This window comes from Nonomuraea sp. NPDC049624, assembly GCF_040675255.1.
Classification (GTDB): Bacteria; Actinomycetota; Actinomycetes; order Streptosporangiales; family Streptosporangiaceae; genus Nonomuraea.
In genome coordinates, this window is sequence record NZ_JBFAOR010000021.1 from 1 (window position 1) to 13,599 (window position 13,599).

General features: G+C 75.1%; 15 protein-coding genes. 10 read left to right on the forward strand and 5 right to left on the reverse strand.

What is annotated here, in order from left to right:
* Nucleotides 1–1,590, forward strand: a 1,590-nt coding sequence (locus AB0J76_RS46800; RefSeq protein ID WP_364393840.1) for a response regulator, incomplete at its 5' end; no start/stop codon positions are given.
* A 19-nt stretch (nt 1,591–1,609) separates the two neighbouring features.
* A complete protein-coding gene (locus tag AB0J76_RS46805; RefSeq protein WP_364393843.1) occupies nt 1,610–3,871 on the forward strand; it encodes a SpoIIE family protein phosphatase in 2,262 nt (753 codons plus the stop codon).
* A 62-nt stretch (nt 3,872–3,933) separates the two neighbouring features.
* Here the strand turns inward: AB0J76_RS46805 and AB0J76_RS46810 are convergent, their stop codons facing one another.
* On the reverse strand, nt 3,934–4,527 hold the full coding sequence (locus AB0J76_RS46810) for a helix-turn-helix domain-containing protein (protein WP_352331009.1): 594 nt from the start codon (nt 4,525–4,527) through the stop codon (nt 3,934–3,936).
* 78 nt (nt 4,528–4,605) lie between these two features.
* On the opposite strand from AB0J76_RS46810, the gene AB0J76_RS46815 reads away from it, so the two are divergent.
* Nucleotides 4,606–5,559 (forward strand): zinc-binding dehydrogenase, encoded by a 954-nt coding sequence (locus AB0J76_RS46815; protein WP_364393847.1) that lies wholly within the window; start codon nt 4,606–4,608, stop codon nt 5,557–5,559.
* A gap of 6 nt (nt 5,560–5,565) precedes the next feature.
* Here AB0J76_RS46815 and AB0J76_RS46820 read toward each other — a convergent pair whose 3' ends face one another.
* Both AB0J76_RS46820 and AB0J76_RS46825 read right to left on the reverse strand, forming a co-directional pair.
* A complete protein-coding gene (locus AB0J76_RS46820) occupies nt 5,566–6,741 on the reverse strand; it encodes an acyltransferase (protein WP_352330413.1) in 1,176 nt (391 codons plus the stop codon).
* Nucleotides 6,742–6,789: 48 nt separating this feature from the next.
* Nucleotides 6,790–7,623: a class I SAM-dependent methyltransferase gene (locus AB0J76_RS46825; RefSeq protein WP_352330411.1), complete on the reverse strand. Its 834-nt coding sequence runs from the start codon at nt 7,621–7,623 to the stop codon at nt 6,790–6,792.
* Nucleotides 7,624–7,670: 47 nt separating this feature from the next.
* On the opposite strand from AB0J76_RS46825, the gene AB0J76_RS46830 reads away from it, so the two are divergent.
* The 3 genes from AB0J76_RS46830 to AB0J76_RS46840 all read left to right on the forward strand — a co-directional run bounded on the left by AB0J76_RS46830 (nt 7,671) and on the right by AB0J76_RS46840 (nt 8,893).
* Complete coding sequence (locus AB0J76_RS46830; protein WP_352330409.1) at nt 7,671–8,240, forward strand: helix-turn-helix transcriptional regulator; 570 nt, start codon at nt 7,671–7,673, stop codon at nt 8,238–8,240.
* A gap of 120 nt (nt 8,241–8,360) precedes the next feature.
* The gene (locus AB0J76_RS46835; protein ID WP_352330407.1) at nt 8,361–8,579 is read left to right on the forward strand and encodes a hypothetical protein; all 219 of its coding nucleotides are present in this window, start codon (nt 8,361–8,363) and stop codon (nt 8,577–8,579) included.
* The gene (locus AB0J76_RS46840) at nt 8,576–8,893 is read left to right on the forward strand and encodes a transcriptional regulator (RefSeq protein WP_352330405.1); all 318 of its coding nucleotides are present in this window, start codon (nt 8,576–8,578) and stop codon (nt 8,891–8,893) included. Before AB0J76_RS46835 ends, AB0J76_RS46840 begins: the two co-directional genes overlap by 4 nt.
* A gap of 136 nt (nt 8,894–9,029) precedes the next feature.
* On the opposite strand, the gene AB0J76_RS46845 is transcribed toward AB0J76_RS46840, so the two are convergent.
* Nucleotides 9,030–9,371 (reverse strand): hypothetical protein, encoded by a 342-nt coding sequence (locus AB0J76_RS46845; RefSeq protein WP_352330404.1) that lies wholly within the window; start codon nt 9,369–9,371, stop codon nt 9,030–9,032.
* A 188-nt stretch (nt 9,372–9,559) separates the two neighbouring features.
* Between AB0J76_RS46845 and AB0J76_RS46850 the strand changes: the two genes are divergently transcribed.
* The 3 genes from AB0J76_RS46850 (at nt 9,560) to AB0J76_RS46860 (ending at nt 11,636) form a co-directional block, all read left to right on the forward strand.
* On the forward strand, nt 9,560–9,988 hold the full coding sequence (locus AB0J76_RS46850) for an ATP-binding protein (RefSeq protein WP_364393854.1): 429 nt from the start codon (nt 9,560–9,562) through the stop codon (nt 9,986–9,988).
* A gap of 68 nt (nt 9,989–10,056) precedes the next feature.
* Nucleotides 10,057–10,425, forward strand: a complete 369-nt coding sequence (locus AB0J76_RS46855; protein WP_352330158.1) for a YciI family protein — start codon at nt 10,057–10,059, stop codon at nt 10,423–10,425.
* Nucleotides 10,422–11,636, forward strand: coding sequence for a sigma-70 family RNA polymerase sigma factor (locus AB0J76_RS46860; protein WP_352330157.1), 1,215 nt, complete (start codon nt 10,422–10,424; stop codon nt 11,634–11,636). Before AB0J76_RS46855 ends, AB0J76_RS46860 begins: the two co-directional genes overlap by 4 nt.
* A 6-nt stretch (nt 11,637–11,642) precedes the next feature.
* Here AB0J76_RS46860 and AB0J76_RS46865 read toward each other — a convergent pair whose 3' ends face one another.
* Nucleotides 11,643–12,236 (reverse strand): hypothetical protein, encoded by a 594-nt coding sequence (locus AB0J76_RS46865; protein ID WP_352330156.1) that lies wholly within the window; start codon nt 12,234–12,236, stop codon nt 11,643–11,645.
* Nucleotides 12,237–12,364: 128 nt separating this feature from the next.
* Between AB0J76_RS46865 and AB0J76_RS46870 the strand changes: the two genes are divergently transcribed.
* Entirely contained in the window at nt 12,365–13,225 is an 861-nt protein-coding gene (locus tag AB0J76_RS46870; RefSeq protein WP_352330154.1) for a hypothetical protein, read from the forward strand.
* The last annotated feature ends 374 nt before the right edge of the window (nt 13,226–13,599 follow it).

A 13,599-nucleotide genomic window follows, 5' to 3' on the forward strand; every position in this document is an offset into this window, starting at 1 on the left:
ATGAGCCACGAGCTGCGCACGCCGCTCAACTCGCTGCTCATCCTGGCCCAGCTGCTGGCCCAGAACCACACGCGCAACCTGACGCCCAAGCAGGTGGAGTACGCCGGGATCATCCATTCCGCGGGCTCGGACCTGCTCCAGCTGATCAACGACATCCTCGACCTGTCCAAGGTCGAGGCGGGCAAGATGGACATCAACCCCGAATGGGTGCCGTTGCGCCAGCTTCTCGACTACGTCGAGGCCACGTTCCGGCCGATGACGTCGCAGAAGAGCCTCGACTTCCGGATCACCACCGGGCCGGGCGTGCCCGCCGACCTTCTGACCGACGACTCGCGGCTGCGCCAGATACTGCGCAACCTGCTGTCGAACGCGGTCAAGTTCACCGAGACCGGCGGCGTCGAGCTGCGCATCGAGCCGGCCGCGCACGGCGAGCTGCCCGCCGCGGTGCGCCCGCACGCCCCCGCCATCGCCCTGCGCGTCGTGGACACCGGCATCGGCATCCCCGAGCAGCAGCTCGAAGTGATCTTCGGCGCGTTCCAGCAGGCCGACGGCACCACCAGCCGCAAGTACGGCGGCACCGGCCTGGGCCTGTCCATCAGCCGCGAGATCGCCTACCTGCTGGGCGGCGCGATCACCGTCCAGAGCACGCCGGGCCAGGGCAGCGTGTTCACCCTGTACCTGCCGGTCGCCCAGCCCGGGGCCGAGGGGCCCGCGCCCGCGGCCGTCGCGCTGCCGGTGGCGGGTCAGCCGCGGCGGCTGCTGGTGATCGAGGAGCGGCCGCACGGGCTGCTGTCGCTGGTGACCGAGAGCGTGGTGAGCGGCGTGGCCGGGGCGCCCGACCCGCTCGGCGGGACCGTCCAGGTGGTCGAGGCGAGGGACGCGGAGGAGGCGGCGCGGCTGCTGGCCGCCGAGCCGTGCCACTGCGTCGTGCTCGACCTAGACCTGCCCGACCGGGCCGCCTACGGCCTGCTGGAGGCCATGGACGGCGATCCGGCGTTGCACGGCGTGCCGGTGCTGGCCTACAACAACTGGCGCTCCGGCCCGTCGCAGGAGGCCCGCATCGGCGACCGGCCGCTGGAGCTGCTGTCCAGCCTCGACGAGCTGCGCGAGCGCATCGCCCTGCACCTGACCGCCGACCAGCCCGGCGACGTGCTGCCGCTGGTCAGGTCCCGGACGGTGGGGGCCGCGTCGGGCCGGGAGATCGACAACACGCTGTCCGGGCGCACGGTCCTGGTGGTGGACGACGACGCGCGCAACCTGTTCGCTCTGACCAGCATGCTGGAGATCCACGGCATCGACGTGCTGCACGCCGAGAACGGCCGCAAGGGCATCGACACACTGACGGCCCACCCCGAGACGGACCTGATCCTGATGGACGTGATGATGCCCGAGATGGATGGCTACACGGCGATCGAGACGATCCGCGAGATGCCCGGCTACGCCGACCTGCCGATCATCGCGGTCACGGCCAAGGCCATGCCGGGCGACCAGGAGAAGTCGCTGGCGGCCGGAGCCAGCGACTACGTCACCAAACCGGTCGACGCCGACCAGCTGATCGAACGCATCCAGCACTGGATGGATCCGGCCTGACCCGGTGAGGAGTCGCGCCATGGGGAGTTCAGCCGAGGAGACGGGCCTGGCCAGGCTGGCCGCGACCGTCGAACGCCTGCGCGCCGAGCTGCACGAGGTCCGCCGCGCCGCCGACGACCGCGCGCTGGTCGAGCTGGCGAAGGGCATCCTGGTCGAGCGCCTGCGCTGCGCCCCGGCGCAGGCCGCCGACCAGCTTGCCACGCTGGCGGCCCGGACCGGGCGCTCGCCGGTCGAGCTGGCGGCCGACGTCGTCAACCGGGCCGCCGGCGACCCCATCGCCGACGCGTCCCTGAGCGGCGCCGCCGGGCTCGACGGCGATCCGGAGCCGGCCGCCGGGCACGCGGAGGCGGCGGTGCGGCTGCGCACGGCCGAGAGCGCCGCGCTCGGCGCCACGGACGTGCAGGCGGCGGCCCACGCCGTGCTGGAGACGGCCCTGCTGCCGATCGGCGCGACGGCGGTCGCGGTGTGGGCGGCCGGGCCGGACACGTCGCTGACGCTGGCCGGGCAGGCGGGCTTCAGCGCCGAGGAGGCCGGGCTCTGGCGGCAGGTCCCGCCGGGCCTGGTCACGCCCGCCACCAGCACGCTGCTCGAACGCCGCACGTTGTGGCACACCCCGCAGGGGCCGCCCTCGATCGGCCGCCACCAGCTGACCGGCGGCCGCGTCACCGCGCTGGCCCGGCTGGGCGGGCGGGTGCTCGGCGTCCTGGAGATCTGCTGGCCGGGCGACTGTCCCGAGCCCACGCCCAGGTTGGAACGGCAGATCGAGGCGCTGGCCGATCTGTGCGCCCTCACCCTGAACTCCCCCGGCCCGCCCGCGCGCGCCGGCGCCGCCCTGGCCGAGCTGGCCGCCCTGGCCGACTCCATGTCCGACCCGGCGCTCGTCCTGGTGCCGCACCTCGACCCGCAGGGGCATCTCGCCGACTTCCGCGTCCACCACGCCAACGGGTCGTCGGCGGTGCGGGCGGGCGGGCTGCTGCTGGAGGCGTACCCGTTCGCGGCCGGGGAGCTGCTGGCCGCGATCGAGCACGTGCACGCCACCGGCGAGCCGTTCCGCGCCGCCGACATGCCCTTCACCGCGGCCTCCACGGCCGAGGTGAGCATCACCCGCCACGGCGGGAGCGTGCTGCTGGTCCGGCGCGACCACGACGACCAGGCCCGCCTGCTCCAGCACGCCCAGCGTCTGGGCCGCATCGGCGGCTTCGAGGAGAACGCGCTCACCGGCGAGATCATGTGGAACGCCCAGATGTTCTCCCTGTACGGCCTGCCGCCGGACGCCCGGCCGGTCCCGCTGGAGCGCCTGCGCGACCACGTGCACCGCGACGACGAGGTGGCCGTGGGCCTCTTCCTGCGCACGCTGCTGCATCACCGGCGGCCGGCCGCGACGGCGTTCCGGCTGGAACGCCCCGACGGGGTGGCCCGCCATCTGCGCGTGGTGGCCGAGCCGGTGTTCGCCCCCGACGGCCGGCTGACCGCGCTGCGGGGGGCCTACCAGGACGTCTCGCCCCAGCACTGGACGGAGGTCGCGCTGGCCGTGACCCGCGACAGGCTGGCCCACACCGAACGGCAGTCCGCCGCCCGCAACCGCCTGGCCCTCCAGCTCCAGCACGCCATCATGCCGCCCTCGCACGGCCGCATGGACTCCTTCGGGCTGCGCATCTCGGTCCGCTACCGTCCGGCGCAGAAGGAGGACCTGGTCGGCGGCGACTGGTACGACGCGGTCGTCCTGCCTTCGGGGTGCATCCTGCTGTCGGTGGGCGACGTGGCCGGGCACGGCGTCGCGGCCGCCACGGGCATGGTGGTGCTGCGCAACGCGCTGCGCGGCCTGGCCGCCACCGGCGCGGGCCCGGCCCGGCTGCTGAGCTGGCTCAACCTGGTCGCCCGCCACCTCGCCGACCGCATGACGGCGACCGCGATCTGCGGCCTGTACGACCCCGCCACCCGCGTCCTGCGCTGGGCCAGGGCCGGGCACCTGCCGCCGATCCTGCTGCGCGGCGCGCAGGGCACGGAGCTGCCGATGATCAAGGGGCCGCTGCTCGGCGCGTTCGCCGACGCCGTCTACGAGGAGGGCCGGCTGCAGCTGGAGGCCGACGACACGCTGCTGCTCTACACCGACGGCCTGATCGAGCGGCGCGACCACAACCTGCGCCACGCCCAGGACCGGCTGCTGGCCGTCGCCTCGCGGACGGCCACGACCCTCGACCACCGGCTCGACGACCTGCTCACCCACTGCAACTCCGACACCGACGACGACACCTGCCTGATCGGCGTGCACGTGCGCTGAGCCGGGCGCGAGGGGGCCGGGCGGCGGGTCAGGCGGGTCAGGGGACGGACGGGTCAGGCGGGTCAGGGGGCGGGCGGGAGGAGGCCGAGCCGGTCGAAGGCCGCGGCCACGCTCGGGGCCAGCGCCGCCGGGTCGTCGCCGGCGACGGCGCGGCCCGCGGTGTAGCAGGCCAGCGCGAGCTGCGGGGCCAGGGCCGCCGTCTCGGGGGTGGCGCCGTGCTCGCGCAGGACCTCGGTCATGGTCTCGGCGAAGCGGCGCTGCTTGCGCGCCGTGCGGTCGCCGAGCTCGGGATGCCCGGCGATCAGCCGTTCGCGCAGGACGTAGCGGACGGGGTCGAGGGTGGCCCTGGCGCACAGGGCGAGGGTGAGCTCGCGCACCTGGGCGAGCGCCTCGGGCAGGCCGGGCGGGCGGTCGCCGCGCAGCTCGCGGTGGTGGGCGGCCAGGCCGTCGAGCCAGTCGTGCTCCCCCGCGAAGACGACCTCCTGCTTGTCGCCGAAGTAGCGGAAGAACGTGGTGCGGCCCACCTCGGCGCGCTCGGCGATGTCGGCGACCGTCACCTCGTCGTAGCCGCGCTCGGCGAAGAGCTGGTAGGCCGCCTCGATGATCTCGTCGCGGGCTCGCCGTCGTTTGCGGGCGCGCAGGGAGGACTCGGTCACGGGCTCAGTCTAGCGCTTGCGGACGGCGTCCCTTATGGTACTCAGTACCATTTGAAACTGGATTCCATTGGAGTTGCCATGCGAGCCGTGCAGATCACCGAGTTCGGCGGTCCCGAGGTCGTGCGGGTGCGGGAGGTGGACGAGCCGCGCCCCGGCCCCGGCCAGGTCGTCGTGGACGTCTCGCGCTGCGGCGTGAACTTCGCCGACACGCTGATGCGCGAGAACGCCTACCTGGCGGCGACCACGCTGCCGGTCGTCCCGGGCGGTGAGGTCGTCGGCAGGACTGCCGACGGCCGCCGCCTGGCCGCCCTGCTGGAGCGCGGCGGGTACGCCGAGAAGGCCACGATCCCGGAGGCGTCCGCCTTCCCGGTGCCCGAGGAGCTCGACGACGTCGCGGCGGTGGCCCTGCTGGCCCAGGGGCTGACCGCGTGGTGGCTGGTCCGCCACACCGGCCGGGTGCAGGCCGGGGAGAGCGTGGTCGTGCACGCGGCGGCGGGCGGCGTCGGCTCGCTGGCGGTTCAGCTCGCCAAGGCGGCGGGCGCGGGCCGGGTGATCGCCACGGCGAGCACGCCCGCCAAGCGGGAGCTCGCCCTGTCGCTGGGCGCGGACGCCGCCGTCGACCCGGCCGCCGACGACCTCACCGCGGCGCTGCGCGCGGCCAACGGCGGCGAGCCCGTGGACGTGGTCCTGGAGATGACCGGCGGCCGGGTCACCGACCAGAGCCTGGCGGCGCTGGCGCCGTTCGGCCGGCTCGCCTTCTACGGGATGGCGGGCGGGGTGGAGCCGCAGCCGGTCTCGCCGCGCGCGCTCCAGCCCCGCTCGGCGACCGTCAGCGGCTTCTGGCTGCTCAACGCCTTCCAGCGGCCCGCCGTCCTGGCCGGGGCGTACGCGGAGATGGCGGCGCAGGTGATCGCGGGCGAGCTGCGGGTGGTCGTGGGCGGGGACCGTCCGATGTCGGAGGTGCGGCAGGTGCACGCCGAGCTCAGGGAACGGCGTACGACCGGCAAGCTCGTGCTCGACCCGCGCCGGTAGAAGCGCCTAGGAGGCGGTCAGACGGCGGCCGAGCCGCTGCATCGGGCGTTCGAGGAAACGGTAGGTCAGCCGGCTGCCCGGCAGCACGAGAGCCAGGAAGAGCACGCTGACGCCGATCTGCAGGGGCAGCGGCGACCAGCGCATCTCCCCCGCAATCTCCATCACCACGAGCAGCACCGGCAGGTGCACCAGGTAGAGGGAGTAGCTCATCAGCCCGAGCCAGGTGAGCACGGCGGGCACCCGGCGGGCCCGCCAGGCCAGACCGGCCGCGAACGTGAGCCCGGCCAGGGCGACGGTCGTGCCCCACACGTCCGGCTGCACCCACCACCACCCGGCGCTGAGCGCCCGGACGGGGGCGACCGTCACCAGCGAGGCGGCCAGGGCCACCGGCCACAACGACCCCTGGCCGCTCTCCCACCGGCGGATCGCCGTGCCGGTGAACATGACCGCGAGGATCGCCGCCCCGAACCACGGGACGCGGCTGCTCAGCAGCAGCAGGGCCAGGGCCATGACGCCGAGCGCGCACGCCGCCAGGTTGCGCAGCCGGCCGGAGACGACGCCGGCCAGCCCGGCGGCGAACACCGCGAACGACACCCACGACAACCAGCCGCCGGTCAGCGGCGCCGCGCCCAGCGCGAGGCCCGCCACGACCGCGGTCACCCCGAACGCGACGGCGACCAGGCCGCGCCGGTCCCGGACGCCGGTCACGAACAGGGCGGTGACCATCAGGTAGAAGACCATCTCGTAGGAGAGCGTCCACATCGTGTTCATCACCCCGGCGACGCCGACGACGTCCAGCAGCATCGTGGCGTGCGCCGCGGCCGAGGAGGCGTCCCTGGACACCTCGGCGCGTACCGGGATCCACCAGGACAGGGCCAGGACCACGGCGATGACGGCCAGGTAGAGCGGGTAGAGGCGGAAGGGGCGGCCGATCCAGAAGGCCCGCACGTCGCCGTGCCGTTCCAGTGACGACGGGATGATGTACCCGCTGACCAGGAAGAACACCAGGACGCCGTACACGCCCAGGTTGAAGAAGGTCGGGCGCAGCCAGGGCATGGCCCAGGTGGTCAGGTGCTCGCCCACGACGGCGAGCGCGCCGATGCCGCGCAGGGCGTCCAGCCAGGCGAGCCTGGACGCCTCGGGACGAACGACCTGGGGGGTGCCAAAGGGAGCAGTCGTCACGCATCCCAACGCATCGGTCCCCCTGGCAACACCCGGGCTCCCCCGGATTCAGGGACGGCGGGCCGCCCAGGCGGTCCGGGTGCCGCGCACGACGAGCTCGCGGCGGTCGAGGGACTCCGGCGAGCCGGCGGACAGCAGCCGGTCGAGGGCCGCCAGGTCGTCGGCGGCCAGGTGCCCGGCGAGCCGCGACCGGTAGCCGCCCAGCACCGCCCGCGCGTAGCGGACGGCCCCCGGCGGCGCCGGGCGCACCTCGATCGGGAAGTCGTGCCGCGCGGCCACCTCGAACCCGGCCGCCGCCAGGACCGGCCCCCAGTCCGGGTACGGGTCCGGGCCGCTGCCCGCCAGCGCCTCCCGGCAGCGCGCCTCCAGCGCCGCCCCGGCCTCGTCGGACAGGAGGCGCGGCATGCCGTCCATCTCGACGACCGCCAGCAGCCCGCCGGGGCGCAGCGCGGCGTGGACCTCGCGCAGCAGCCGCGCCGGGTCCTCGACGTGGTGCAGCGACGCCGCCGCCCACACCAGGTCGGGCGTGCCGATCGGCGGCAGGGCCGCGTCCAGGTCGGCCTGGACCACGCGCACCCGCTCCCCCAGCCCCTGGCCGCGCGCCACCGCGCGCAGGCGGTCGAGCATGACCGGCGACCGGTCGACCGCGACGACCTCGGCGGCGGGGAACCGCCGGGCCAGGGCCAGCGTGCCGGTTCCGGTGCCGGCGCCCAGGTCGGCGACCGTGTGCGGGGTGCGGCCGGTCTGCTCGCCGACCCAGGCGGTCAGCTCGTCCAGGAACGGCCCGAGCACTTCGGCGTCCAGGTCGAGCAGGTCCGCCAGGGCGGATTCGTCGCCGTGGTGGCGTTCGTGGTGGTGTCCGTGGTGGTGATGTGCTTCCATGCCTTCACCGTAGGGGGCTCCTGCGTGTGCGGCATACACTCTTGCCTATGACGCAAGAAGTCGACCTGGACGCCGTCGTCCGGCGGCGCATCCGCGGCCTGCGGCTGGCCCGGGGCTGGTCGCTCGACGCCCTGGCCGCGCGGTGCCGGCTGAGCCCGTCCAACCTGAGCCGCATCGAGACCGGCCACCGCCGGATCGCCCTCGACCAGCTCGTGCCCATCGCGCGGGCTCTCGGCACGACGCTCGACCAGCTCGTCGAGTCCACCGAGGACGACGACGTGGTGATCCGGCCGCTGCCCTGCGACCACCCGGGGATGACCGTGTGGCTGTTGTCGCGGGAACGTTCGCTGCACGGCGTCACGGTGGCCAAGATGCGCATCACCCCCGACCGGCCGCTCGAACCGCAGGCGCATCCCGGGCGCGAGTGGTTCACCGTCCTGTCCGGGACGGCCCGCCTGCTGCTGGGCGAACGGACCGTCCTGGTGCCGGCGGGCGACGCGGCCGAGTTCTCGACCATGACCCCGCACGCCGTCGGCGCCCACGACGGGCCGGTGGAGCTGCTCACCATCTTCGACCACGACGGCGAGCGCTCCCACCTGCACACGGGCCAGGCGTAGCGCGGCGGCGGACCGGCCGGGCCCCGGTCGCGGCACACGTCGTGGCCGGGCGGCAGCGGTAGTACTTTTGCGAGGCAAAAGTAGATGCTACGGTGAAAGTACTTCTACCGAGGAGGTCCGATGCGCGATCACGTCGATGCCCACGCGGCCCATCAGGCGTTGCGGGCGGCCGAGGCGGCGCGGGCGGCGGCCCGTTCGCGGCCGGCCGCCCCCGGCTGGTTCGCCCCGGCGCGCGGGCTGCTGTTCGCGGCCGGTTTCGGGCTGCTGCGCGGGCGCGGCGTGCGCCGCCGTGCTGGGCGGGGCCGCGCTGTGGGCGGTCACGGCACGCGACGGCCATGACCGCTGACCCCCGGCTGGACGAGGTCATCCAGCACCCCACCCGGCTGACCGTCATGGCGTTCCTGTCGGGCGTGCTGGAGGCGGAGTTCGCCGCGGTCCGCGACTACGCCGAGATCTCCGACGCCAGCGTCAGCCGGATCGTCTCCGCCCTTCAGGAGGCCGGCTACGTGCACGTGCGCAAGGGGTACGTCGGCAAGCGCCCCCGCACGTGGCTCTCGCTGACCCAGGAGGGCCGCCGCGCGCTGGCCGGGCACCTCGACGCGCTCCGGGCGATCGCCGAGACGGCCCGCCGGAGCGCCGCCGGCCCCACCTGACCCGGACCGCCCGCACCCCCAACGGGCCCACCTGACCCGGACCGCCCGCAGACCCTACGGGCCCCGGCTGACAGGGCGGACCCCCGCAGACCCTACGGGCCCCTGCTGACAGGGCGGACCTCGCGGGGACGCCGGGTCAGCCGCCGCCGGTCCCGGCCGGGCCCATGCGGCCGGTGGGCCACCCGGTCTCCGGGTGGGCCTGCCGCCAGGTCAGCAACTGGCGGTCCAGCCGCTCCCGGTCGGTGAGGCGCGGCCTGGCGGGGCGCACACCCGTACGTTCGAGCAGCTCGCTCGCGGCCTCCGCCAGCCGCAACCGGGCCGGCGCGAACCGGCGCCGCAGCAGGTCGGCGGTCACCGCCGCGGTCAGCACCGAGGCCGGCCACAGCGCGGCCCTGCCCAGCCCGCCGCTTCCCGTGACCTGGCCGCTCCCCTTGCGATGGTCGATGCCCGTGCTCTGGTCGCCGTCGCCGTGCCGCATTCGTCAGCCTCCGGGTTCGTCTGGGGACCGTGGGCGTGCCGGAAGTTTCTGCACTTATGGCGCTACCCGGTCCTGCGTCCCTCATGCCGCCGACTTGCGAACGACGGCGGTACACGTTTGAGTGGCCGCCGGTGGGAAAGCTGGAGACTGGCCCGCCACCCCATCCGACCCCGCCACGCGAGACGATCATGACCCTTCAGTTCGAGCTCCAGTGCCCCATCAGCACTGACCTTGCCCTCATCAGGGACCTGATCCGCGTCCACGGCCGCCACTGCGGGCTGTCCGCCGACCGGCTGGAGGACCTGGTGGTGGCCGTCAACGAGGCGGTCACCAACGTGCTGGACCACGGCGGCCGGACGGGCATGGTGACCTCCCGCGGCGGCGCCGACGGCGTGGTCGTGGAGATCCTCGACGTCGCCGGCCGGCTCACCCACGAGCACCTGGCCTCGGCCCGCCTCAACCCGACCGCCTCCCACGGGTACGGCCTGTGGGTCATCCAGCAGCTCTGCGACGAGGTCGTCCTCGAGCAGACCGGGCTCGGCTCGCTGCTCACCCTCGACCTGCGGGCCCGTCCCCGGGCCGGCCGCCTGGACGCGCGCCGCGCAGTGTCGGCCTGACCCTTCTCCGTCGCCGCGAAAGAATTTTCGGGGGACGCCGTCCGGTTCCGTCGGTCCCGTTCGTCACCATGGTGAGACGCCGTCCGACCGAGGAGCACGAGATGAAGTACATGATGTTCGTCTGCACCGACACCGAGCCCGACACCGACCAGGAGAACCTGCCCGACGTCGAGGCGTGGGTGGCCGAGAACGACGCCCGGGGGCGGCGGGTGCGCGGCGCGGTGCTGGCGTCGGAGTCGGCCGCGACCACCGTGCGAGTGCGCGGCGGCGAGCTGGTCCTGTCCGACGGGCCGTTCGCCGAGACCAAGGAGGTGATCGTGGGCTTCGACCTGCTCGAATGCGCCGACCTCGACGAGGCGGTCGAGGTCGCCCGCAGCCACCCGATGGCCAGGCACGGACGGCTGGAGCTGCGGCCGTTCGCCGACTTCGAGCAGTGAGAGGGCGCCTGGAGGAGGCGGCGGCGGAGGCGTACCCGCGGATCGTCGCCGCCCTCATCCGGGTCACCGGCGACTGGACCCTCGCCGAGGACTGCGCCCAGGAGGCGCTGGCGCTGGCCGTGCGGCGGTGGCCGGAGGAGGGCGTGCCGTCCAACCCGGGCGGCTGGCTCATGACGGTGGCGCGCAACCGCGCGATCGACGCGCTGCGCCGGGTCTCGATCGAGCGCCGCAAGCTGGCCGAGCTGGCGGCGCTCGCCCTGACCGTCCAGGACGGGCCCGGCGACGGGCGGGAGGAGGAGGTCGTGGACGACCGGCTGCGGCTCGTCTTCACGTGCTGCCATCCGGCGCTGGCGCTGGAGTCGCGGGTGGCGCTGACGCTGCGGACGGTCTGCGGCGTGCCCACTGCCGACCTCGCGCGCGCCTTCCTGGTCACCGAGTCGGCGATGACCCGGCGGCTGACCAGGGCCAAGCGGAAGATCGCCGAGGCGGGCATCCCGTACCGGGTGCCGCAGGGGGCGGCCCTTTCCGAGCGGCTGCCCGGGGTGCTGGCCGTCCTCTACCTGCTGTTCACGCAAGGCTACGACGCCGGCGGCGAGCCCGCGTTCGCCGAGGAAGCGATCCGGCTGGCGCGGCTGCTGCGGCGGCTCATGCCGGAGCAGGAGGAGGTGGCGGCGCTGCTGGCGCTGTTCCTGCTGCAGCACTCCCGCCGGGACGCCCGCCGCGACGCCGCCGGCGACCTGGTGCCCCTCGACCGGCAGGACCGCTCCCGCTGGGACCGGGCGGCGATCGGCGAGGGGCTCGCCCTGCTGGCCGCCGTCGAGGGCGGCGGCCCGTACGGGCTGCAGGCCCGCATCGCCGCCTGCCACGCCACGGCGTCCTCGCTGCCCGGCACCGACTGGTCGCGGATCGCCCGCTGCTACGACGAGCTGGCCCTGCTCCACCCCACGCCCGTGGTGGAGCTGAACCGGGCCGTCGCGCACGGGTACGCCCACGGGCCGCGGGCCGGGCTCGCGCTGCTGGAGCGCTCCCGCGCCGAGCTCGACGGCCATCCGCTGGCCATCGCCGCCGAGGCCGACCTCACCGCCCGCGACGGCGACCCGGCGCGCGCGGCGGCGCTGTTCCGGCGGGCCGCCGCCGTCGCCCACAGCGACCAGGAACGCCGCGCCCTCCTCACCCGCGCCACCGAGACCGCCCGCGACGCGAGGCCCTGAGCGGGGTCAGCCTGCGGGGTGCCGGGGGCCTGGGCGGGCGCCGTGTGCTGCGAGCCAGGATGCCAGGTCGTCGGCGCCGGCGCGGCGGGCGGCGTCCAGCGGGGTGAGGTCGTCGTAGCCCACCCAGCCGAGGTCGCCGCCGCGTTCCAGGAGGAACGCCGCGGCCTGCGACTGCCCGCCGTGGCAGGCGTCCCACTGGGCGAAGGCGCACGCGTCCGAGAGCGCCGTGCCGCCGCCGATCACCGCGCCGGTGGCCTCGACGTCGGCTCCGGCGTCCAGCAGGGCGTCGAGCACGGGGACGTCGTCGCAGCTCGCGGCCCACATCAGCGGCGTCTCGGCGTGCGGGCCGGCGAAGCGGGCGTCCACCTCGGCCCCGGCCGCCACCAGCTCCCGCACCAGGGCGGGACCGCGCGGCACGTGGCCCGGCCAGTCGGTGAGGACGTGCAGGAGGCTCCTGGACACCCCGCCCGCCTCGCCCAGCCGGACGCGGGCCAGCTCGGGATGCCCGGCCAGCAGACGGCGTACGCCGTCGAGGTCGCCGAGCCGCACGGCCGCCGCCGCCGACACCGCCAGCGGGTCCGCCGCATCCAGGTAGCGCATCGCTTCATTGTCGCGGGCCCCGGCCCGTCCCCGCCACGGAGCCACCGCGGGCCGCCATGGAGCCGTTGCGGAGCCGTTGCGGATCATCCGGAGTCCGCCCCCGCCGGGCGCGGGCTAGGTTGGGCGGCATGGGCACCGCGCACGCGCACTACGTGATCGTCGACGCGGGCGGCCATCGGGTCTGGTCACGCCGGGGCGGCGCGGGCACCTTCCACGGCGACCTGCTGCGCGGCCCCGACCGGCTGGCCGCCTTCGTGCGCGAGCAGGAGCACGGCCACGCCCTCGGGTGGGGCGACGCGGTGCGCTGGCAGGCCGTGGCCGTGCTGGACGTGCCCCGCCGCCTGCTGCTCGTCCACTGCTCCCTGGAGATCCGCGGGCCCGTGTGGCGCACGTCGGTGCCGGAGATCCGGGCGTGGCTGGGCCTGCTCGCCGCGCGGTGGCCCGGCTGGACGGTGAGGTGGGCGGCCCGCGGCCTCCACGAGGTCATGGAGCATCTCGGGCTGGGCTACGACACCGTCGCCGGCCTCGACGACCCGCCGGCGCCGCTGCCGCCGCAATGGGGTCAGGGCCCGGCCGAGGACGACGACCTGTCGGTGGTCGCCGACACCCTCGTGGCCGTACGGGACACCGCCGGGCGGCTGTCGTTCGCCGGCTGGTGGGGCGCCGGCCTGGCCCGCGTGCTGCTCGCCGGCCCCGCCGCCCTGCTGCGCCTCCAGGAGCAGGCGACGCCCTTCGCGGTGCTGGAGGCCGCGCCCTGGAACGGCGTGTACCTCGACGCCGCCGCCCGCACGCTCGACTGGTGGTCGCTGGACTGCTCGCTGCCCCCGTCGCGGCCGGCCGAGCGCTGGCCCGGCTGGCGGCTGACCTGTCATCAGGACGCCTTCGAGGAGGTGGCCGCGCTCGCCGCCCCCGAGCTCCTGCTCGACCTCGACGGCCCGGACGCCGCCCTCCGCCGGGTCACGGAGTGGTTCGGCCGCCCCGCCCGATAAATCGGCCAGAAACAAAAGGGCGGAAGACGGCCGGGCCCGTCGCATTCGCACTTGCACTTCTGCGCCTTGCCCGGAGTTGACGCCATAGGGGACCGGCCGGCGCACAGCTCGCGGGACGCCGGAAAACCGTGTGCCGAAGCCGGGAAGCGACGGCGGCGCGCACGCGGGTGCGGCGTCGACACATTGAAGCACACCTTTGAATTCATCTTCGATAAGATGCCCGCCGCTGCGGCCGCCGCCTTCCCGTTGCCGCCCCGCGCGGGTGCGCGCGCCGGGCGGCCTCGGGCCCGCCGCGACCGCCCGCCCGCCCCGCGACCTGGAACATGACGCGGGCATTCCCAGGTGAGATACGCAAGGCGGCCGCCGGGACACCC